The sequence below is a fragment of the Streptomyces niphimycinicus genome (assembly GCF_018883605.1).
GTDB classification, from domain to species: domain Bacteria; phylum Actinomycetota; class Actinomycetes; order Streptomycetales; family Streptomycetaceae; genus Streptomyces; species Streptomyces niphimycinicus.
Map to the genome: position 1 here is coordinate 1 of NZ_JAHLEM010000457.1, position 19101 is coordinate 19101.

General features: G+C 71.3%; 20 protein-coding genes. 7 read left to right on the forward strand and 13 right to left on the reverse strand.

Annotation, left to right across the window (positions count from 1 at the left end; genetic code table 11):
- Positions 1-19: 19 nt before the first annotated feature.
- The 7 genes from KN815_RS32520 to KN815_RS32550 form a co-directional block, all read right to left on the reverse strand.
- A complete protein-coding gene (locus KN815_RS32520; protein WP_059141815.1) occupies positions 20-1174 on the reverse strand; it encodes an ROK family glucokinase in 1155 nt (384 codons plus the stop codon).
- Positions 1175-1400: 226 nt separating this feature from the next.
- Entirely contained in the window at positions 1401-2240 is an 840-nt protein-coding gene (locus KN815_RS32525; protein ID WP_216345446.1) for an ATP-binding cassette domain-containing protein, read from the reverse strand.
- Complete coding sequence (locus KN815_RS32530; protein WP_216345447.1) at positions 2237-3286, reverse strand: ABC transporter permease; 1050 nt, start codon at positions 3284-3286, stop codon at positions 2237-2239. Before KN815_RS32530 ends, KN815_RS32525 begins: the two co-directional genes overlap by 4 nt.
- Positions 3283-4272, reverse strand: a complete 990-nt coding sequence (locus KN815_RS32535; protein ID WP_216345448.1) for a sugar ABC transporter substrate-binding protein — start codon at positions 4270-4272, stop codon at positions 3283-3285. Before KN815_RS32535 ends, KN815_RS32530 begins: the two co-directional genes overlap by 4 nt.
- Positions 4273-4548: 276 nt before the next feature.
- Entirely contained in the window at positions 4549-5316 is a 768-nt protein-coding gene (locus tag KN815_RS32540) for a GntR family transcriptional regulator (protein WP_216345460.1), read from the reverse strand.
- Positions 5317-5498: 182 nt separating this feature from the next.
- Positions 5499-6128 (reverse strand): HAAS signaling domain-containing protein, encoded by a 630-nt coding sequence (locus KN815_RS32545; protein WP_216345449.1) that lies wholly within the window; start codon positions 6126-6128, stop codon positions 5499-5501.
- Between the two features lie 130 nt (positions 6129-6258).
- On the reverse strand, positions 6259-6981 hold the full coding sequence (locus KN815_RS32550; RefSeq protein WP_216345450.1) for a TetR/AcrR family transcriptional regulator: 723 nt from the start codon (positions 6979-6981) through the stop codon (positions 6259-6261).
- Positions 6982-7135: 154 nt separating this feature from the next.
- Between KN815_RS32550 and KN815_RS32555 the strand changes: the two genes are divergently transcribed.
- Positions 7136-8338, forward strand: coding sequence for an RNA-guided endonuclease InsQ/TnpB family protein (locus tag KN815_RS32555; RefSeq protein ID WP_216345451.1), 1203 nt, complete (start codon positions 7136-7138; stop codon positions 8336-8338).
- Here KN815_RS32555 and KN815_RS32560 read toward each other — a convergent pair.
- The 4 genes from KN815_RS32560 to KN815_RS32575 all read right to left on the reverse strand — a co-directional run bounded on the left by KN815_RS32560 (position 8275) and on the right by KN815_RS32575 (position 11939).
- Entirely contained in the window at positions 8275-9201 is a 927-nt protein-coding gene (locus KN815_RS32560) for a transporter substrate-binding domain-containing protein (RefSeq protein ID WP_253209377.1), read from the reverse strand. The genes KN815_RS32555 and KN815_RS32560 overlap by 64 nt on opposite strands.
- Positions 9202-9421: 220 nt before the next feature.
- On the reverse strand, positions 9422-10075 hold the full coding sequence (locus tag KN815_RS32565) for a bifunctional 4-hydroxy-2-oxoglutarate aldolase/2-dehydro-3-deoxy-phosphogluconate aldolase (RefSeq protein WP_014055663.1): 654 nt from the start codon (positions 10073-10075) through the stop codon (positions 9422-9424).
- Positions 10076-10323: 248 nt separating this feature from the next.
- Positions 10324-11292, reverse strand: a complete 969-nt coding sequence (locus KN815_RS32570; protein ID WP_216345452.1) for a sugar kinase — start codon at positions 11290-11292, stop codon at positions 10324-10326.
- Between the two features lie 218 nt (positions 11293-11510).
- Positions 11511-11939 (reverse strand): ribonuclease, encoded by a 429-nt coding sequence (locus tag KN815_RS32575; RefSeq protein ID WP_216345453.1) that lies wholly within the window; start codon positions 11937-11939, stop codon positions 11511-11513.
- 191 nt (positions 11940-12130) lie between these two features.
- Between KN815_RS32575 and KN815_RS32580 the strand changes: the two genes are divergently transcribed.
- Both KN815_RS32580 and KN815_RS32585 read left to right on the forward strand, forming a co-directional pair.
- Positions 12131-12808 carry a helix-turn-helix domain-containing protein gene (locus KN815_RS32580; RefSeq protein ID WP_253209378.1) on the forward strand — a complete coding sequence of 226 codons (678 nt, stop codon included), beginning with the start codon at positions 12131-12133 and terminating at the stop codon, positions 12806-12808.
- Positions 12809-12825: 17 nt separating this feature from the next.
- Positions 12826-13011 (forward strand): DUF6126 family protein, encoded by a 186-nt coding sequence (locus KN815_RS32585; protein WP_253209379.1) that lies wholly within the window; start codon positions 12826-12828, stop codon positions 13009-13011.
- Positions 13012-13088: 77 nt separating this feature from the next.
- On the opposite strand, the gene KN815_RS32590 is transcribed toward KN815_RS32585, so the two are convergent.
- Positions 13089-13988: a LysR family transcriptional regulator gene (locus KN815_RS32590; RefSeq protein ID WP_216345455.1), complete on the reverse strand. Its 900-nt coding sequence runs from the start codon at positions 13986-13988 to the stop codon at positions 13089-13091.
- A 128-nt stretch (positions 13989-14116) separates the two neighbouring features.
- Between KN815_RS32590 and KN815_RS32595 the strand changes: the two genes are divergently transcribed.
- The 3 genes from KN815_RS32595 (at position 14117) to KN815_RS32605 (ending at position 17629) form a co-directional block, all read left to right on the forward strand.
- Positions 14117-15001: an NAD-dependent epimerase/dehydratase family protein gene (locus tag KN815_RS32595; protein ID WP_216345456.1), complete on the forward strand. Its 885-nt coding sequence runs from the start codon at positions 14117-14119 to the stop codon at positions 14999-15001.
- Between the two features lie 218 nt (positions 15002-15219).
- Complete coding sequence (locus KN815_RS32600) at positions 15220-16146, forward strand: DMT family transporter (RefSeq protein WP_301184675.1); 927 nt, start codon at positions 15220-15222, stop codon at positions 16144-16146.
- A 112-nt stretch (positions 16147-16258) separates the two neighbouring features.
- Entirely contained in the window at positions 16259-17629 is a 1371-nt protein-coding gene (locus tag KN815_RS32605; RefSeq protein WP_216345458.1) for an amidohydrolase family protein, read from the forward strand.
- 109 nt (positions 17630-17738) lie between these two features.
- Here KN815_RS32605 and KN815_RS32610 read toward each other — a convergent pair whose 3' ends face one another.
- Complete coding sequence (locus KN815_RS32610; protein ID WP_216345459.1) at positions 17739-18569, reverse strand: AIM24 family protein; 831 nt, start codon at positions 18567-18569, stop codon at positions 17739-17741.
- 170 nt (positions 18570-18739) lie between these two features.
- Here KN815_RS32610 and KN815_RS32615 point away from each other — a divergent pair.
- The coding region (locus KN815_RS32615) for an SCO6745 family protein (protein WP_443732336.1) at positions 18740-19101 on the forward strand (362 nt) is incomplete at its 3' end.

A 19101-nucleotide genomic window follows, 5' to 3' on the forward strand; every position in this document is an offset into this window, starting at 1 on the left:
GGGCGCTGCTCGGCGGCGGTCATTCGCGGCCTGCCTGACCCCGCGGCGCCAACCGCAGCGGAGAGGAGGACCCGGCGCGCTCGTACCGCTCGACGCGGCGGCGGTTGGCGCGGCGGAAGCGGCGGGCCACCAGCCGGGCGAGGTCGGCGGCGCCGACCATCCCGGCCTCGGGGCCGAGCTGCGCCTTGACGATCCGGGCCTCCGGCCGGTACCCGCGGCCGGTGAGGGTGCGCCGGAAGGCGTCCCGGGCGGGGCCGATCAGCAGATCGTCGGCGGCGCTGACGCCGCCGCCGATGACGAAGCAGGAGGGGTCGAGGGCGGCGGCGAGATTGGCGATGCCGACGCCGAGCCACTGGCCGATGTCCTGGAGCAGTTCGACGCACATGGCGTCGCCCTGCCGGGCCAGCTCGGTGATCAGTGGTCCGGTGATCTCCTGGATGTTGCCGCCGACCCGGTCGGTGATCCCGTACGCGACCGGCGACTCGGCGGCGGCCAGTTCCCGGGCCTCGCGGACGAGGGCGTTGCCGGAGCTGTACTGCTCCCAGCAGCCGCGGTTGCCACAGGGGCAGCGGTGGCCGGCCGGGACGACCTGCATATGGCCGAACTCCCCCGCGACGCCGTACTTGCCGCGCTTGACCTGGCCGTCCTCCAGGATCGCGCCGCCGATTCCGGTGCCGAGGGTGATCATGACGAGATGGTCCTCGCCGCGTCCGGCGCCGAACCGCCACTCCGCCCACGCGGCGGCGTTGGCGTCGTTGTCGACCATGACCGGGACGTCGAGCCGCTCCGCGAGCCGGTCGCGCAGCGGTTCGTTGCGCCAGGACAGATGCGGGGCGAAGAGCACCCGGTTGCGGTCGGCGTCCACCCAGCCCGCGGCGCCGATGCCCACGGCGTGCACATCGTGCCGGTCGGAGAGGTCCAGCACCAGTTCGGTGATGGTGTCCTCGACGACCTTGGGGCTCTTGGACTTGTCCGGGGTCTCGGTGCGCAGCTTCTCGAGGATGGTGCCGTCGGCGTCGACCACCCCTGCCATCACCTTGGTGCCGCCGATGTCGATGCCGACCGTGGGCACCCGGGGCGCGCTGAGATGCGAGCGGCGCTCACGGGTGCCGACGGTCCGCAATACGGTGGCCCGGGCCGAGCCCCGGTGCACTCGTTCGCGGTAGATGCTCATCGGCCGGCCCCCTCGCCGGTGTGGGGGGTACGGTCGCTGCGGGTACGTGCTCGCAAGAGTTCGTCGTCCCTGCGGGGGTATCGGGAGGCCGCGCGGCCTCGGGTGCGTCGGTCGTGGCGGGTGGGGCCCGCCGTGCGATTGTGCCTCACCCGTGCCTCACGCCGCATGGCGAGCCTACGGCGCGCGGCCCGCACGGGTGCCGGAACACGGCCGTCGGCCCGGCCGCTCAGCCCTTGGCGACCCCCTCCGAGAGATCGGGCGCGGGGGTGCGGGCCAGTTCATGGCTGAGCTGTTCCAGCTCGCTGCCGCCCGCCATCTGCCGGGTGAGCTCCTCCAGCGCGATCTCGTCCTTGGCGTGGCTGCCCGCCATGGTGCCGCGCTTGAGCAGCACGAAGCGGTCGCCGACGAGATAGGCGTGGTGCGGGTTGTGGGTGATGAGGACCACGCCGAGGCCCGCGTCCCGGGCGGCCGCGACGTACTTGAGCACCACCCCGGACTGCTTGACGCCCAGCGCCGCCGTCGGCTCGTCCAGGATCAGCACCTTCGCGCCAAAGTGGACGGCGCGGGCGATGGCCACGCACTGGCGCTGACCGCCGGAGAGGGTGCCGATGGGCTGGTCCACGTCGCGCAGCTCGATGCCCATGCGCAGCAGCTCACGGTGGGTCGTGGCGCGCATCGCCGCCACGTCCAGGCGCCGGAGCGGTCCGCGGCCCTTGTGGATCTCGGAGCCGAGGAAGAAGTTCCGCCACACCGGCATCATCGGGACCACGGCGAGGTCCTGGTAGACGGTGGCGATCCCGCGGTCCAGGGCCTCGCGCGGGGAGCCGAGCCGGGTCTCCTCCCCCTCGATGGCGAAGGTGCCGCCGTCGTGCTGGTGCAGCCCGGCGACGATCTTGATGAGGGTGGATTTGCCCGCGCCGTTGTCCCCGAGGACGCAGGTGATCTCCCCGGCGTGCACCTCCAGGGAGACGCCGTCCAGGGCCTGGACGTTGCCGTAGTACTTGCTGATGTCGCTGAGCGCGACCAGGGCCGTCCGAGATGCCTGAGATGTCTGGGACGTACTCATTTGCTCTCCTCCGCCCGCTTGCGGACCCACCAGTTGAGCAGCGTGGCGAGCAGCAGCATCGCCCCGAGGAAGAACTTGAACCAGTCGGCGCCCCACTGCGCGTAGACGATGCCCTTGTTGGTCATGCCGAAGATGAACGCGCCGACCGCCGCGCCGACCGCCGAGCCATAGCCGCCGGTGAGCAGGCAGCCGCCGATGACGGCGGCGATGATGTAGAGCAGCTCATTGCCCACGCCCTCGCCGGACTGGACGACGTCGTAGTTGAACAGCAGATGCTGGCCGGAGATCCAGGCGGCCAGCGCGACGCCCAGATAGAGGCCGATCTTGGTGCGCTCCACCGGTACGCCGACCGCGCGGGCCGCCTCCTTGGCGCCGCCCACCGCGAAGATCCAGTTCCCGGCGCGGGTGCGCAGCAGGATCCAGGTGGCGAGCGCGACCAGGGCGAACCACCACAGGACGGTGATCTGCACCTCGACGTCCCCGATGGTCAGATGCGAGGCGAAGACCTTATGGGCGGAGGGGAAGCCCTCCATGTCGGCGATGCTCTTGGTGGAGACGGTGTCGCTGATCAGCTTGGTGAAGCCGAGGTTGCAGCCCTGGAGGATCAGGAAGGTGCCGAGCGTGATGATGAAGCTCGGCAGATTGGTGCGGACCAGCAGATAGCCGTTGAAGAAGCCGATCGCGAGGGTGGCCAGCAGGGACACCCCGGCGCCGACCCATACGTTCGCCGTCATCTGGTACGAGAACATCGACGAGATCAGCGCCGAGCTGGTCACCAGGACGCCGGTCGACAGATCGAACTCCCCGCCGATCATCAGCAGCGCCACCGGCACCGCCATGATCCCGATGGTCGAGGAGGCGTACAGCACGGTGCTGAAGCTGGACCACTGGAGGAAGGCGTCCGCGACGACCGAGAAGAAGACGAAGACGGCGACGGCGCCGACGACCGCGCCCAGCTCCGGCCGCCCCGCGAGCCGCCGCGGCAGCGAGCCGCGCACCGGCTGCCGGCTCGCCAGCTCTTCGACGGGCGGTGCCTCCGCGCTCATCGGGTGCCCCGCTTCGTGTACGACGCCAGCTCGGCGGCGTCGTCCTTGGTGATGATCTGCGGTCCGGTCAGCACCGGCCTGCCGCCGCCGAGCACATCGGCGTTGTAGCGGTTGAGCCACAGCAGATCCACGGCCTCATAGCCCTGGAGATACGGCTGCTGGTCCACGGCGAAGCCGAGCGTGCCGTCCTGGAGCGCCGCGGCGACCTTGGCGTTGAGGTCGAAGGTGTCGATCTCGGCCTTGCTGCCCGCCTGGTCGGCGGCCTTGGCGGCGGTGTCCGCGAAGGGCGCGCCGAGGGTGAGCACGGTGTCGATGCCCTTGTCCGACTGGAGCTTGGCCTCGATCGAGGACTGCACATCGGGCATGTTGGTGCCCTCGACGTAGATCTTCTCCATCTTGCCGTCGAAGGTCTTGGCCGCGCCGTCGCAGCGCTGCTCATGGCCGACGTTGCCCTGCTCGTGGAGCACGCACAGGGCCTTCTTGCGGCCCCGCTTGTTCAGCTCGTCGCCAACCGCCTCGCCCGCGATGGTCTCGTCCTGGCCGACGTGGGTGAGCGCGCCGAACGCCTTGGACACCTCGGAGCCGGAGTTGACGGTGATCACCGGTATCCCGGCCTTCCGCGCCTTCTTCACCACGGCCTTCATGGCGTCGGGCTTGGCGAGGGTGACGATCAGGCCGTCGACCTTCTGGTCGATATAGGACTGGACGAGCTGGGACTGCTCCTTGCCCTCCTCGTTGTGGGCGTAGAGGAACCGGATGTTGTCCTTGACGGCGGCCTGCTTGGCGCCGCTCTGGACGATGTCCCAGAAGGTGTCGCCGTCGCCGGAGTGGGTGACCATCGCGAAGGTCCACTTCGGGGTGTTGACCGCCGCCCGCCCCCCGGCGGCCGCCTCCCGCGCGGCCCGCTCCTCGGCACGCTTGCCGCCCGTACTGCTGCACCCCGCCAGCGCCGTACCCAGCACCGCCGCCAGCACGGCGGCGGTCATCACACGTGCCCCTCTCCGCACCTTCGCCACGAAGACCCGCCCTTCTCACTGTGTGTTCGTCCCGCTGTCACCTTCGCGGCCGGGTACCGCATGATCGGCCCCGGCCGCCGCCAAGTATCCGTCACCGGCCCTGGCCGGGGCTTCCGGGGTGCTCGGCGGCGCCGCGTACGGTGAAACCCGTGGCGGGCCCGGTGCCCGTCCGGCTGGAGGACTTGTAGCGGGGGACGCGGGACACGTCAAGAACGGGGACCGACTACCGCGCGAGGGGCGAAGGGCTCAGGGGCGTACGAGAAGCTGGAACTCGAAGGCGTAGCGCGAGGCCCGGTAGGTGTGCGAGCCGAACTCCACGGCCCGGCCGGTGTCGTCGAAGGTCGTGCGCTCCATGGTCAGCAGCGGTGCGCCCGCCGGCTCCCCGAGCTGCTCGCCCTCCTCGGCGGTGGCCGCGCGGGCGCCGACCGCCTGGCGGGCGCTGTGCAGGGTGATCCCGGCCGCGCGCATCAGCCGGTAGAGCCCGGTGTCCTCCAGCTCGGCGCTGTCCAGCTTGAGCAGGCCCACCGGGAGGTGGTTGCGCAGATGGGCCATGGGCTCGCCGTGCGCCAGCCGCAGCCGCTCGATCAGCACCACCTCGGCGCCCTCGGAGATGCCGAGCGCGGCGGCGACCTGGGCGGTCGCCGGTTCGGTCGTGTTCCGCAGCACCTGGGTGGCGGGGCGCTGACCGGCCGCCTCCAGATCGTCGTAGAGGCTGCTCAGCTCCAGCGGGCGCTTGACCTGGCTGTGCACCACCTGCGTGCCCACGCCCCGGCGGCGCACCAGCAGCCCCTTGTCGACCAGCGACGAAATGGCCTGCCGGACGGTGGGGCGGGACAGCCCGAGCCGACCGGCCAGCTCGATCTCATTGCCCAGCAGGCTGCCGGGCGCCAGCCGCCCCTTCTCGATCGCCGCCTCGAGCTGCTGGGACAACTGGAAATACAGCGGGACCGGACTGCTGCGGTCCACGCTGAGCTGGAGCGCCTCGGCCCCGCCCGAAGAGTCTTCTTCCTCCATAGCCACGGGGCGAGGGTATCCGGATGAGCACATGACGGGAAGTCGTGAAGTTCTGTTGTCCGGACAAACTACGCACAGTCGGCCCGCCGGGGCCGACAACGCTGTCACCCCAGGGGGCCGTCCTGCCCCCCTACCGGGCCTGCCCCCCCTACCGGGCCTGCCCTCCTACCGGGCTTACCTTCCTACGGGGCCTGCTCGCGCAGCCGGGCGGCGGACCGGGCCAGCCGTATGGCGCCCACCACCGGCAGGGTGAGCGCTATCAGGAGGGAGGCGACGAACGCGGGGGCGCTGATCCCGTCGAACGCCAGGGAGAGGCCGGCCGCCAGCACCGGCACCGTCACCAGCGGCGACAGGACGAACAGCGTGGCCTGCCGCTTCTCGCGCCGCGCCCACGGCGCGGACCGCCACAGTCGGACGAGCGCGCCGAAGGCGGCGACCAGCCCCAGCGGTATGCCCACGCCCGGGACCAGGCACAGCGGCACGGGCAGTACGGCGAGGCCGAGCGTCAGCCAGGTGCCGCCGGGGTTCTCGGGCTCGGGGGGAATGCTGCCGGACTCCTCGGCCAGGGCGTCCGCCGCGATCTCCTCCGGGGTTCCGATCCAGTCGAGCACCCGCCGTATCCGCTCCTCGCCGATCGCCGGGCCACCGGCCGCGGCGGGATCCCCGGTGCGGTCGTCCGCCAGCGCCGCCGCGATCTCCTCGCGCAGATCCTCGAGCAGTTCCTCCCGCCACGCGGCGGGAAGCGCCGCGGTCCGCCGCTCGACCGTGGCCAGAAAGGTCCGCACGAGGGGGTGGCTGAGGGGGCTGCTCATATCGTCTCTCCGGGTGCGAGGAAACGGTCACCGGTCCGGGGCATTACGACCGGCATCCGTCAGCGTGTAGCACCCGCGCGAGGGCCGCGCCCGAATTCGCGCAAATGCGCATCCCGCTGCGGGCGACAGGCTAGTACGCGGCCCTGTCGCCCCCGCTGTGGGTCATGGCCCGGTCCAGTTCGGCACCGGTGAGCCCGGCGGGGAGCGGCGCGGTGTCGGAGCGGGCGCGCAGCCCGTCCAGGACGAGCGCGGCGATGCGGCGGGCGGCCCGATCCCAGGCATCGGGCGGGAGTTGGGCACGGGCGAGCATCGCCACGGTGACCACGAGGTCGGCGGCGGTGGCATCGGGCCGGATCGAGCCGCCGTCGATGCCCCGCTTCAGAACCGCGGCCAGCGACCGGGAGATCCGCGGGCCGAGGGGGTCGGCCCCGTTGTACGGATACGGGCCGAAGGGGTCGGCTCCATCCGGCGGATACAGGCCGAAGGGATCGGCTCCGTTTCGCGGGCGCGGGCCGGGGGCGCTGAGCAACGGCAGGGCGAGATGGCGGCGTTCGGCGAGGAGCCGGTCCAGGAAACCGGCCAGCGCGTCCAGCGGTGGCGCCGGGCTGGCCTCGGCCTCCTGGGCGAGGTCGGCCACGAGCTGGTGGGCGCGGTGGACGACGGCCGCGTATAACTCGTCGCGGTCGGCGAAGTTCCGGTACAGCGTGGCGATGCCGACCCCGGCCTCGCGCGCCACCACGTCCAGCGGCACGGCGGGCCCATCGCGGAGCAGGACCCGCTCGGCGGCGTCGAGGAGGGCGGCGCGGTTGGCGACGGCGTCCGAGCGGCGGCGCACGGGCTGGGCGGGACTCATCTGATTTCCTCCGAGGGAACCCCACCCATCAGGGTAGGGAAGAGCCGGGCTCATGCGGAGCAGGGGCAGGAAGCCGGTTCGCCGCCAGGGCGGATCCGCGCCCAGCCCCAACGGGTGACACCGGTTCACAAACTGATGCGCTAGCATGTGAATCATGAAGGCCACCCACGTGAAACGGGCGTTCAAGTACCGTTTCCATCCGACCGATGCGCAGGCGGCCGAGCTGTCGCGCACGTTCGGGTGTGTGCGGAAGGTCTACAATCTGGCCCTGGCGGCACGTACCCAGGCGTGGGTGCTGCGGCAGGAGCGGGTGAACTACAACGCGACCTCGGCCATGCTCACCGAGTGGAAGAAGACCAGGGAACTCGCCTATCTGAACGAGGTTTCCTCCGTCCCGCTGCAACAGGCCCTGCGCCATCTTCAGACGGCGTTCACCCACTTCTTCGCCCAGCGGGCCCGGTACCCGCGGTTGAAGTCGCGGAAGAAGTCGCGGAAGTCGGCGGAGTACACCACCAGCGCGTTCCGGTTCCAGGACGGGAAGCTGACCCTGGCGAAGATGACGGAACCGCTCGGCATCGTGTGGTCCCGCCCCCTGCCGGAGGGGGCCGCACCGTCCACGGTGACCGTCTCCCAGGACGCGGCCGGACGCTGGTTCGTGTCTCTGCTGTGCGAGGACCCCGGTGTGAAGCCACTGGCCGCCACGGACACGGTGGTCGGCGTGGACGCCGGGCTGGACCACCTGCTGACCCTGTCGACCGGGGAAAAGATCACCAACCCCCGCCACGAGCGGCACGACCGCGCGCGGCTGGCCAAGGCGCAGCGGGAACTGGCCCGTAAGGCCAAGGGCGAGGGAGCCAACCGGGCCAAGGCCCGCCGGAGAGTCGCCCGCGTTCACACCCGGATCGCCGACCGGCGGCGCGATGCGTTGCATAAGATCACTACTCGGCTCGTTCGTGAAAACCAAACGATCGCGATCGAGGACCTCACCGTTCGGAATCTGTTGAAGAACGGCAGGCTGGCCCGCGCCATCTCGGACGCGGCCTGGTCCCAGTTCCGCACGATGCTGGAGTACAAGGCCCGGTGGTACGGCCGCGAGGTGATCGCGGTCGACCGCTGGTTCCCCTCCTCCAAGCTGTGCTCGCACTGCGGAACCCTGCGGGACACGATGCCGCTCAGCGTCCGCACCTGGACCTGCGGCAGTTGTGGCGTCACCCACGACCGCGACGTGAACGCGGCGCGGAACATTCTGGCCGCCGGGCTGGCGGTGTCGGCCTGTGGAGCCGGTGTAAGACCTCAACGGAGTTCTCCGGGCGGGCGGTCGGCGATGAAGCAGGAACCTCTACGGCGCGAGCCGTAGGAATCCCCCTCCTTCAGGAGGGGGAGGAAGTCAACCTCGTACTTCTTGTATGTACCGTCGTGGGTGGCCAGATGGACCCACTGGTCGACGTACTCCTTGAACTGCGCGTCGCCGCGCGGCAGGGCGTACGCCTTCTCGGAGAAGGAGAACGGCTCGTCGGGGTGGACCGCGCACAACTCCGGGTGGATCGCCGACTGGTAGCGGGTCTCGCCAGCGTCCGTCATCATCACATCGGCGCGGCCCGCGATGATCTCGTCGAAGATCGTGGTGTTGTCCGGATGGACGGTGAGAGTGGCCCGTTTGACATGGGCCCGGACGAACTCCTCGTTGGTGCCGCCCGGGTTGACCACCACGCGCACGCCCGGCCGGTCGATGTCCTCCAGCGTGCGGTACCTGTCCTTGTCCGCGCAGCGCACGATCGGCGTCTTGCCGTCGGTGAGATACGGCTCGCTGAACGACGCCTTACGGGCCCGGGCCAGGGTCACCGACACCCCGCCCATGCCCACATCGCAGCGTCCGGCGGCGAGGTCGTCCACCAGGGCGGCCCAGGTGGTCGGCACGAACGCCGGTTTGGCGTCCAGGCTCTTGGCGAGGTCGCCGGCCATCTTGATGTCGATGCCGGTGTAGGCGCCGGACTTGGGGTCGCGATGGCTGAAAGGCCGGTAGTCGCCCGTGGTGCACACCCGCAGCACCCCGCGCTCGGGCACCCGGTCGAGCAGGGTGCCGCGCTGCTGCCGGGCCTGGTCGGCGGCGGACGCCCGCGGCGGCTCGGACTTGGCCGGGGAGCCGACGGCCAGCGCCGAACCGGCGGCGGTGGCGGCGAGCACGGCGGCGAGGGCGGACAGCGTGACGGTACGTCTCACGGCACCTCCTGGGCGCGAACGGGCGGCCGGTACGAGCCGCATGATCACAGCGCGCTCAGGGTGGCAGAACTCCCGTCCCACGGGAAGCGGATGCGGCTGACCGCCCGCTGGGACAGGCGGACGCACGGGCCCGTCCAGCCCGCGCACAGCGGTCAGTACGACCCGGGCGCCCCCGTCCGTACGGCCCGCGCACAGCGGTTCAGTACAGCTCTGGTGCCGATCAGTACAGCTCTGGTGCCGAGTCCAGCGGTGGTGCCACATCCGCGAGGCGGGCCAGCAGCTCGGCGGCGCGCTTGCCCACGGTGTCCCGGTCGCCCTCGGACAGCGCCGAGCCCATCCCGCAGGCGACGGCCCCGGCCGCGATCCAGTCCGGGGCCTCGGCCGGCGTCACCCCGCCGGTGGGGACCACGGCGGCCTGCGGCAGCGCGGCCCGTACGTCGCTGACCCAGCGGGGCCCGTAGGCGGAGGCGGGGAAGAGCTTCAGGGCGTCCGCGCCCAGCTCCATCGCGTGCACCGCCTCGGTGGGCGTGGCCACGCCGGGGAAGACCGGCAGACCGTAGCGGTGGCCGGTGCGGATGACCTCGGGGTCCAGGCTCGGCGAGACGAGGAAGCGGGCGCCCGCGTCCACCGCCATCCGGGCCGAGGCGGCGTCGAGCACCGTGCCCGCGCCGATCACCGCGTCATCGCCGACCTCCCGGATCAGTGTGGTGACCGCCTCCAGGGCGAAGGGCGTGGTCAGCGAGATCTCCAGGCTGGTGATACCGGCGGAGAGCAGACTGTCCGCCGTGGCATGGGCGTGGTCGTAGCTGTCGCTACGGACGATGGCGAGAACGCGCTGCGCGAGCGCGGCCCGGGTGATCTCCCAGCGGTACATGGCGGTCGCCGCCTTCCTCTCCCAAGTGCTGCTGGCGATGCCGCCCCGGATTGCCTCCGGGATATGCGGCGGTTTCGGTGTGCGGTGGACGATGTGCGGTGCGGTGATGCGCTTGATGGATCGATATCGATATCAGGCTTGTCTGTGTTACCAGTGCTGACTGGGTGCGGTCTGTGTGCTGCCTGTGCGGTGTGTGCGGTCTGCGTCGTACGCGCTCTCGGGGTGGGCCGTGGATGCGGCGGGCCGGCTCAGCGGTACACCGCGTCCCCGCCCTTGGACAGCTCGGCGAGCGCCCGGTCCCGCGCGGCGGCGGTTGGCAGCCCGTCCGTATCGGTGGCGGCCTGGACGACGAGGGCGGCCACGCACACCGCCTCGGCGAGCGCCTGATGCTCGTGCAGCCCGCGCAGACGGGCCGACAGATACCCGGCCGCGAAGCCGTCACCGGCCCCGATCGGGTCGACGACCGGCACCGCGTGGGGCGCCTGGTCCCAGCCGCCGTCCGCGGTGAGGACGGTCGAGGAGTGGTCGGCGCGCTTGATCACGACCTCGGCGGCCCCGCCGCGCAGCAGCTCCCGCGCGGCCTCGTCGGCGGGTTGGGCGGTCAGCAGCTCCAACTCGTCCTCGCCCGCGAGGACGATGTCGGCGTCGCGCAGCAACGGGCCCGCCGTCTGGGCCCACTGCGCCGCGCCGCCCAGCTTGTGGCGTACGTTCGGATCGAAGGACACCTTGGCCCCGGCCGCACGGGCCAGCTCCACCAGGCGCCGACTGGCGGCCGCCGCGGTCGGCGAGAGCATCGGTGTGATCCCGGACAGATGCAGCAGCCGGGTGCCTTCGAGGGCCTCGGGCCGTATCTGCTCGGGCGTCAGCCGGGAGGCGGCCGATCCCATGCGGTAGTACTGCACATCGATGGCGCGGTGCGCATGGCTGTCCCGCATCAGCAGCCCGGTGGGGGCGTGGTCGTCCACGATCGCGTGGGCGACGTCCACACAGTCGGCGCGCAGCTCGCGCAGCACGGCCTCCCCCGCGGGGTCGGCGCCGACCCGGCCGAGCCAGCGCACCCCGTGGCCGAGCCGGGCGAGGCCCACGGCCACATTGGACTCGGCCCCCGCCACCGACCGGCGGAAATGCACGGCCCGGTCCAGCGGAACCCCGGGCTCGGCGAGCAGCAGGAGCATCGCCTCCCCGCACGTGACCACTTCCGGACCGTTCGCCACCATGCCTCCCCGCACGTCCGCTGCTAACCGAGACGGTATCGGGAAGCAACGACAATGACCCGCGCGGGGTTCCCGGGGCGATGACCGTTGTCGGCGGGCGGCGGGACGGAGGGCGGGTCCGGGGGCAGGGCGGAGGGCGGGCGCGAACAGCGCTGCGGCCGCTGCCCTGATGAGGGGCAGCGGCCGCGGTGCGGGGGGTGGCGGTCTTCGGTGGGGCCGCGTCAGCAGCCGCGGTCGACCAGGTCGAACGAGGCGTAGTGGTCCGAGGTGTAGTAGTCCTCGTCCGTCTGCTTACCGGTGACGATGCGCCGGGCGCCACGGTCGCCGGAGCCCGGGGTGATCACGGTGTACTCGTGGTAGTAACCGGAGGACTGGGACGGAAGGACGCCTTCACGGTTCTGGAAGACGGTGCCGTCCTGGGGGAACGGGTAGGGGCCGCCCTTCTCGATCAGGTCCAGGGTGTCATGGGCCTGGGACGGCAGATCCGAGTAGCAGATGTCGCCGACGGCCGCGATCACCTGCGTCGACACAACGGTCTGCGAGGCCGACGGGGCGACAGCGGTGGCCGCGGTGGCCGTACCGCCGATGATCAGCGTCGAAACGAGGGCGCCGAGGGCACCGATGCGAGCGATCCGTGGGGGGATTGTCATAGACATAGCATGACGCGCGTAGACGCTGTCGTGTCAATGCCAAGTGACCGCCGTTCGCCGGGAGTTCACAAGAACTGCGCGAAGCGCCAGAGGAGGTAACGAAAACGTAACCCCTCGCCCGCCCCGGGCGCGCTTCTTGCCTCTCAGGCAAATCTTTTGCCCGAGAGGTCAAGTCTGGCTATACCGGAGACATGCACCCGCTCCCCCACGATCCCGACGAGGGGCCCACGGACGGACCGGCCGACGGTCACCCCGGCGGACCGTCCGCCGAGCTGCCCACCGTCGCCCCCCGCCTGCGCGACCTGCGGCGGCGCAGTGGTCTGACGCTCGAGGCCGCCGCCCATCGCGTCGGGCTCTCGCCCGCGCATCTGTCGCGGCTGGAGACGGGCCGCCGCCAGCCCTCGCTCCCGATGCTGCTGGCCCTGGCCCGTACCTACGGAACCACGGTATCCGACCTGCTCGGCGAGGGGACCTCGGAACGGGACCCGGTCGTACGGGCCGACCGCATGGAGGCGCAGGAGGCGGGCGGCTGGACCTACTGGCAGGCCGGCGGCTCCGGCCGGGCCATGCAGGCGCTCCGGCTGCATGTGCCGGAGCGCTCCGGCGCCCAGGAGGGCCTGGTGCGGGTCCACCCCGGCGAGGAGTGGCTCTACGTCCTGGCGGGCCGGCTGCGGCTGACCCTCGGAGAGACGGTGCACGCCCTCTCCCCGGGCGACGCGGCCCATTTCGACTCGCTCACCCCGCACCGCATCGCCGCCGCCTCGCCCGGCGGCGTGGATCTGCTCTTCGTCCACACGCTGCTGCAAAGCGGCGCGGCCGAGCTGTGCCTCGGCGACGCCGCTCGCCGAGGAAGGCCCGGTATCCCATGAAGGAGGACGGGAACGACATGACCACGCACCACATGAGCCCGAGCGACACCCCCACCGACCCGCCGGTGCGTGCGCGGACCGGCCCGAACGAGGAGGACCGGGCGCCGATGTCCTTCACCGTCCGGGTCTTCATCTACCTCGTGGGCGTCCACTTCATCGCCGCATTCCTCTTCTTCCTCTTCTACGTCGCGGGCGCGAAGTAGGCGGTGGCCCAGGGACCGCGGCCCGGGGGCCAGGCCCTAGTCGACGTCCGGGGCGATGTGCGGCCGGGGACGTCCGTTCAGAACACGCGGTCGCGCCGGATGTGGTGCGGGATCAGGTCGAGGAAGGCATGCAGCGCCCGCGTCGGCGGGCGCGTCGCGGAGGCGACCACGCTGAGCGTCCAGGCCAGTCGGGCGTCCGCGAGGGGGACGGTACGCACAGTGTCCCCGACCGCCGCGGCGAAGTCCGGGGGCAACAGCGCCACGCCCAGGCCGTGCGCCACGTAGTCCGCGATCGTGGTGATGTCCGAGACCTCGATGAGGACCTGCCGGGACAGTTCCTCCTTCGCGAACGCGTCGTCCACGACCTGGCGTTGCCCGAAACCGGCGGGCATGTCGACGAAGGATTCCCCGGCGACGTCGCTGAGCCGTACGCTCCTCCGGCGGGCCAGTGGGTGATCGGCGGGGACCAGCAGATGGACCTCGTACCTCTTGATGGCCCTCGATCTGAGGTGTTCGTCCTTGATGTCGGCTCCCACGAAGGCCACGTCGACGTGGCTCTCCTTGATCCGGTCGATCAGCCCGGAGGTTCCCCGCTGGGAGGTCTCGGTACGCAATCGGACCTTGGGATGATGCCGGTGGAACTCACCGGTCAGCGCGGGTACGTCGATCACCGTTAGCCCGCTGAGGACGCCCACGGTGAGGCTGCCGCGCAGCCCCGTGGAGAGCGGCTCCACTGCCGCCCGGGCCCGGTCGAGTACCTCGATCGCGGCCCGCGCCTCGGGGAGGAACACCGAGCCGGCCTCCGTCAGTCTGACCGACCGCGTGGAGCGGAGGAGCAGCTCGGCCCTGAGCTCGTGCTCCAGTGCCTTGATACCGGCCGAGAGCGTGGACTGAGTGATGTGCAGCCGCTGGGCCGCCCGCGTGAAGTTCAGCTCCTCGGCGACGGTGATGAAGTACTCCAGCCGTTTCTGGTCCACACTCCCCCCCATTAATCGGCATTTCCGATCGAGTATTCGAAAACATTCGTTGGACACGATAGCCGGGCAGGGCGACCGTTGTCGTGCGGGCCGGGCCAAGGCCCCGACCAGGACGTCAGCGAAAGAGGATGACCATGCGCGTACTGCTCACCGGCGGCACCGGCTACATCGGAGCCGCGGTGCTCGATCGACTCGTCTCCGGCGGCCACCAGGTGACCGCCGTGGTGCGCTCCGCCGAGAAGGCCGGGCTGGTGCGGGCCAAGGGTGCCGAGCCCGCGGTCGCCGACCTGGCAGACGGCGACGCCCTGGAGAAACTCGCGGCTGCGAGCGACGGCGTGATCCACGTGGCGTCGCCGGGCGACGAGACCAGCGCGACCGTCGACGAGGTGGCCGTCACCAGCTTCCTGCGCGCGCTGCGGAACACGGACCGGCCGTTCGTGCACACCACCGGTGTCTGGCTGCACGGCAGCGGTTCGGCGATCACCGAGTCGTCCGGCATGAACGCCCCGCGGCTGACCGCCTGGCGGGTGCCGCTCGGCAAGCTCGTACGCGACGCGCGGAGCATCCGGACCTCCGTCATCGCACCAGCGGTGGTGTACGGCCACGGCGGCGGTTTGCTGAACCTCGTCGCTGCCGGTCCTCGAACCGCCGGAAACACCCCGGCGCTCACCATGATCGGCCCCGGTGACCAGCACTGGAGCACCGTGCACGTGGACGACCTGGCCGAGCTCTACGTGCTCGCGCTGGAGAAGGCCCCGGCCGGTTCGTACTTCATCGGCGCCGGCGGCGCGAACCCGACCGTACGGGAGATCACCGAAGCGGTGAGCCGCTCTGTCGGCCTGGCCGGACGCGTCGAGCCCGAACCCGTCGTACAAACGCTCGACCGGCTCGGCCTGCTCGGCGAGGCCCTTCTCCTTGACCAGCAGGCTTCGGGCGACACGGCCCGGCGTGTCCTGGGCTGGTCCCCCACGGGACCGTCGGTCCTCGACGACATCGCGCGTACGGACTTCTGAGAGAGATCCGCGCCCCGGGCCCCGCCGCGGGCGGGGCCCGGCCGACCATCAGCGGCCGGGTCGACCGGGCCCTGTCCGGCCGCAACCCTTCTCGAAGGAACTTCGACATGAGCACTCCCACCGCACCACCCGGGTCAGGCCGCCGTCCTGCTGGGCCCGGTCCCCAGTCGGCGGAACGGTCCCGCCCATCCGTGCCTCGCGGCGCGGCGCCGGCCGTCGTGGCAGCCATCGCAGCCGGCATGGTGGTACCGGTACAGGCCCGTCTGAACGGTGAGCTGAGTCATCGCCTCGACGACGGCATCGCCGCAGCGGCGATCAGCTTCTCGGGCGGACTCGTCCTGTTGTCGCTCCTCGCGTTCTTCTCTCCCGGGCTGCGCGGCGCGCTGCGCCGCCTGGCCGACGATTCCCGGGACGGTCGGCTCCCCCGCCGGTACCTGCCGGCCGGTGTGCTCGGCGGCACGTTCGCCCTGGCCCAGTCCACCGCCGCGCTGGTCACTGGAATCGCCGTGTTCACAGTGTCGGCCATCGCCGGTCAGACCCTTGGCGGTCTGATCGTGGACAGCCGGGGTATCGGCGGCGGCCCGCGGCAGCGCCCGGGCGCCGCTCGGCTCACGGGAGCGGCTGTCATCCTGGCGGCCGCGGTCGTGTCCGCCCTGCCCCGTTTCGCCGACACCCCAGCGCCGGCCACGATCATCCTGCCGGCCCTCGCCGCCATCGCCGCCGGCTTCCTCCTCGGCGTGCAGCAGGCCATGAACGGAGCGACGACGGCCGCGTCGGGCTCGCCACTCGCGGCGACCTGGCTCAACTTCCTTGTCGGTGCGGTGTTCCTCGTCGCGGTCTGGGGGGCGAAAACACTCGTGCGGGGGACCGCGGGGCACCCGCTGCCCACCAGCTTGTGGGTCTACCTCGGTGGTCTGTGCGGCGTGGTGTTCATCGGTGCCTCGGCGTTCCTGGTGCGCCGGATCGGTGTTCTGCTGCTGAGCATGGCCTCCATCGCGGGGCAGCTCGCCAGTTCGATCGCCCTGGACTTCCTCGTCCCTTCGGGCGGCCGGTCCCCCTCCGTCCTCACCATCCTCGGCGCGTTGCTCACGTTTGGCGCCGTCTGGATCGCCTCCCGGCCCCCGCGCGGCACCACCGCGAAGTGATCCACTTCCGCGTCCGACCGGACGCGGACCGCCCACCGTCCCTTCCCGACCCACCGTCCCTCCCTCGATGGACGAGCAGCACAGTGCCGCCCAGGCATGAAAGGAACCACAGGTGTCCCCGAACCAGCCGCAGAACAAGGAACGCATCCTGATCAAGGGCGCGTATCTGATGACGCAGGACGACAAGCTCGGCAACTTCGTGGGCGACGTTCTCGTCGCCGACGGCAGGATCCTCGAAATCGGCCGGGACCTGTCCGACGACCGGGCCAGGGTCATCAACGGCACAGGGAACGCCGTACTGCCCGGTTTCATCGATACCCACCGACACAACTGGCAGGGAGCGCTCCGCAATCTCGGCCCCGCCTGGACCTACCAGGAGTACCGCAGCCAGGTGCAAATCGGCCTCGGACAGTACTTCGCCCCCCGGGACGTACACGTCGGCAACCTGGCGGCGGACCTGATGTCCCTCGACTCCGGGGTGACGACCGTGCGGGACGAGTCGCACATCAGCAACAGCCCCGAGCACTCGGACGCGGCGATCGCCGCGCACTGGGAGTCGGGCATCCGTGCCGTCTTCGACCACGGCTGGCCGTCGACGGAGGCCGAGCAGTGGCAGTTCGGCAGTGACCGCACTCACCCCGACGACATTCGGCGCATCCGCGACGAGGTGCTCTCCGACGACTCGGCGCGGGTGACCCTCAACGCGATGCTCCGCGGACCGGAGCTGTCCACCCCCGATGTGTCCGAGCACGACATCCGGCTCGCCCGTGAGCTGGGCCTGCGCATCAGCATGCACGTGGGCCTCGGCGAGTGGGGGGCGGAGCAGCAGGCCGTACGGCAACTGGAGGAGGCCGGGCTGCTCGCCTCGGACATGACGTTCATCCATCTGTGCACGTCGACCGACGAGGAGCTGAGAATGCTGGCCGCACGCGGCGCCACCGCGTCCGTGGCCGGCGCCCTGGAGGTCTTCATGCCGGGCCTGGGCCAGCCGGCCACCAACCGTCTGCTGGCCGCCGGTGTCCGCCCGAGCCTCAGCGTGGACACCGAGACGATCGTGAGCGGTGACATGTTCGGCGTCATGCGGGCGACGCTCGCCTACCAGCAGCTGATCCTCGCCGGTGCGGCCGGGCCCATGGACCGTGTTCCGGGCCTGCCCACATTCGACGCCGCCGACCTGCTGTCCTTCGCGACCATCGAGGGCGCACGGGCCGCGGGGATCGACGACCGCACCGGCAGCCTGACCCCGGGCAAGGAGGCCGACCTGATCATGATCCGCCTCGATCACGCCAACATGCTGCCCGCCACGGACGTCGGGGCCACGATCGTCGCGGGCGGCCACGCCGGCAATGTCGACCTGGTCGTGGTGGCCGGTGACGTCCTCAAGGAGAACGGCGTGCTGAAGGGAGGTGACGCCGTCTTCGACGAGGCCGCGGCCTCCCGTGACCGGCTCTTCCACGCCGCCGGTCTGCCGCTCCCGGTCTGAGCCGGCCGCCGGGCAGGCCCGGGCCGACTGGCGTGACCGGCCCGGACACGTCCTGGCCAGGGGCTGCGGCCCGGGGCCAGGCCGCAGGCGACGTCCGGGGCCCGGGCCGTCACCCCGCGTGGGTGGAGAACATCCCGCCCGTCGGCCCCTGCTTGTCGCCGCCCTGCGCCTTCTTCAGGGCGTTCGCCAGGCCCTCGATGGTGAGCGACTGGAGGATCACCCGCCCATTGCCCTCCAGGGTGGCCAGCGACAGCCCCTCACCGCCGAAGACCGCGTTCATCAGCCCCTGGCGGTTGAGCCCGCCGATGCGCTCCACGCCGTACTGGATGCCTTCCTCGAAGGCGACGATGCAGCCCGTGTCGACCTCGATCCGGCCGCCGAAATCGGCCGGATTCAGGTCGATGAAGTTGCCCGCACCACAGATGATCACGGTGCCGCGTCCGGTGAACTTCTCCAGGATGAATCCCTCGCCGCCGCTGCGCCCGGTCTTCCCGCCCTGGAAGGCGATCCCGAACTCCACGGTGGACTCGGCCGCCACGAAGGCGTCCTTCTCCGCGAACCACGCCCGCGCCCCGTCCAGCTCCAGCGCCCGCATCTCACCGGGCAGCACCCCGGCGAAGCCGACGGTGCCCTCGCCGCCGGTGGCGGTGAAGTACTGGAACGCCAGCGACTCCCCGGCCAGCGCCCGCTGCCCCACCTGCATGGCGGTGCCCATGGCCTGGCGCAGCATCCCGCCCATCCCGCCGCCCCCGGCGCTCCCGCCATTGCCCCCGGCGGCCTGGCCGCCGCCCCCGCCGGGCCCGGACAGCCGGGTCTCCATCGTCACGTTCGCCGTCTTGAACAGGAACTTCCCGGCCTCGCAGTAGACGGTCTGCCCCGGCTGGAGGGTGCAGACCGCCATCTGCATGGCGTTGCCGACGATCTCTTGCCGCAGGGTCACAGCCGATCTCCTCGATGGTCGTATCAGGCGCCGGTGATGCCAGATGGTGTCAGTTGATGCCGTAATCGGACATCCGGGTCAACGTCCGACCCCGATGTCCGGGTTCCGGGAGCTTGACACAATGCCGGTCGTGGTCCGGCCCCGGGGGCGATGCTGAAGGGAGCATGACGATGAACACCAGTGCTGCGACGACGGCCCGCACGATGTGGGCCCTCTTCGAGCCGATCCACGCGGTGGCGTACTTCGCACCGGAGGCCAAGGCCGCATACGAGGCCGGGGGGCTGCGCGGCTTCTGGCGCGGCTACTTCGCGGGCCGCGCCGCACCCCTGGGACCGGTCGGCCCGGAGCCCGTCGTGGCTGCCTTCTTCACCTTCGCGCCCGCCATGGTCGCCCGCGCCCTGCCCGACGTCTGGTCCCTGACCACGCCCGAGCGGGCCCTGGAACTCCGCCGCACAGGCGCCGCGGCCGCCCTGGCCCGGCTGCTCGCCGGGCACGAGCGCGCGGTGGAGCGCGCCGCCGAGGCCCTGGTCCC

Coding starts and splice junctions, on each gene's coding strand:
- KN815_RS32535 (WP_216345448.1), bottom strand. CDS start 4,272: ATGACCGCCGCCGTGCTGGCGGCGGTGCTGGGTACGGCGCTGGCGGGG.
- KN815_RS32570 (WP_216345452.1), bottom strand. CDS start 11,292: ATGGTGGCGAACGGTCCGGAAGTGGTCACGTGCGGGGAGGCGATGCTC.
- KN815_RS32580 (WP_253209378.1), top strand. CDS start 12,131: ATGCACCCGCTCCCCCACGATCCCGACGAGGGGCCCACGGACGGACCG.
- KN815_RS32525 (WP_216345446.1), bottom strand. CDS start 2,240: ATGAGTACGTCCCAGACATCTCAGGCATCTCGGACGGCCCTGGTCGCG.
- KN815_RS32530 (WP_216345447.1), bottom strand. CDS start 3,286: ATGAGCGCGGAGGCACCGCCCGTCGAAGAGCTGGCGAGCCGGCAGCCG.
- KN815_RS32565 (WP_014055663.1), bottom strand. CDS start 10,075: ATGTACCGCTGGGAGATCACCCGGGCCGCGCTCGCGCAGCGCGTTCTC.
- KN815_RS32585 (WP_253209379.1), top strand. CDS start 12,826: ATGACCACGCACCACATGAGCCCGAGCGACACCCCCACCGACCCGCCG.
- KN815_RS32545 (WP_216345449.1), bottom strand. CDS start 6,128: ATGAGCAGCCCCCTCAGCCACCCCCTCGTGCGGACCTTTCTGGCCACG.
- KN815_RS32550 (WP_216345450.1), bottom strand. CDS start 6,981: ATGAGTCCCGCCCAGCCCGTGCGCCGCCGCTCGGACGCCGTCGCCAAC.
- KN815_RS32595 (WP_216345456.1), top strand. CDS start 14,117: ATGACCATGCGCGTACTGCTCACCGGCGGCACCGGCTACATCGGAGCC.
- KN815_RS32520 (WP_059141815.1), bottom strand. CDS start 1,174: ATGAGCATCTACCGCGAACGAGTGCACCGGGGCTCGGCCCGGGCCACC.
- KN815_RS32555 (WP_216345451.1), top strand. CDS start 7,136: ATGAAGGCCACCCACGTGAAACGGGCGTTCAAGTACCGTTTCCATCCG.
- KN815_RS32575 (WP_216345453.1), bottom strand. CDS start 11,939: ATGACAATCCCCCCACGGATCGCTCGCATCGGTGCCCTCGGCGCCCTC.
- KN815_RS32540 (WP_216345460.1), bottom strand. CDS start 5,316: ATGGAGGAAGAAGACTCTTCGGGCGGGGCCGAGGCGCTCCAGCTCAGC.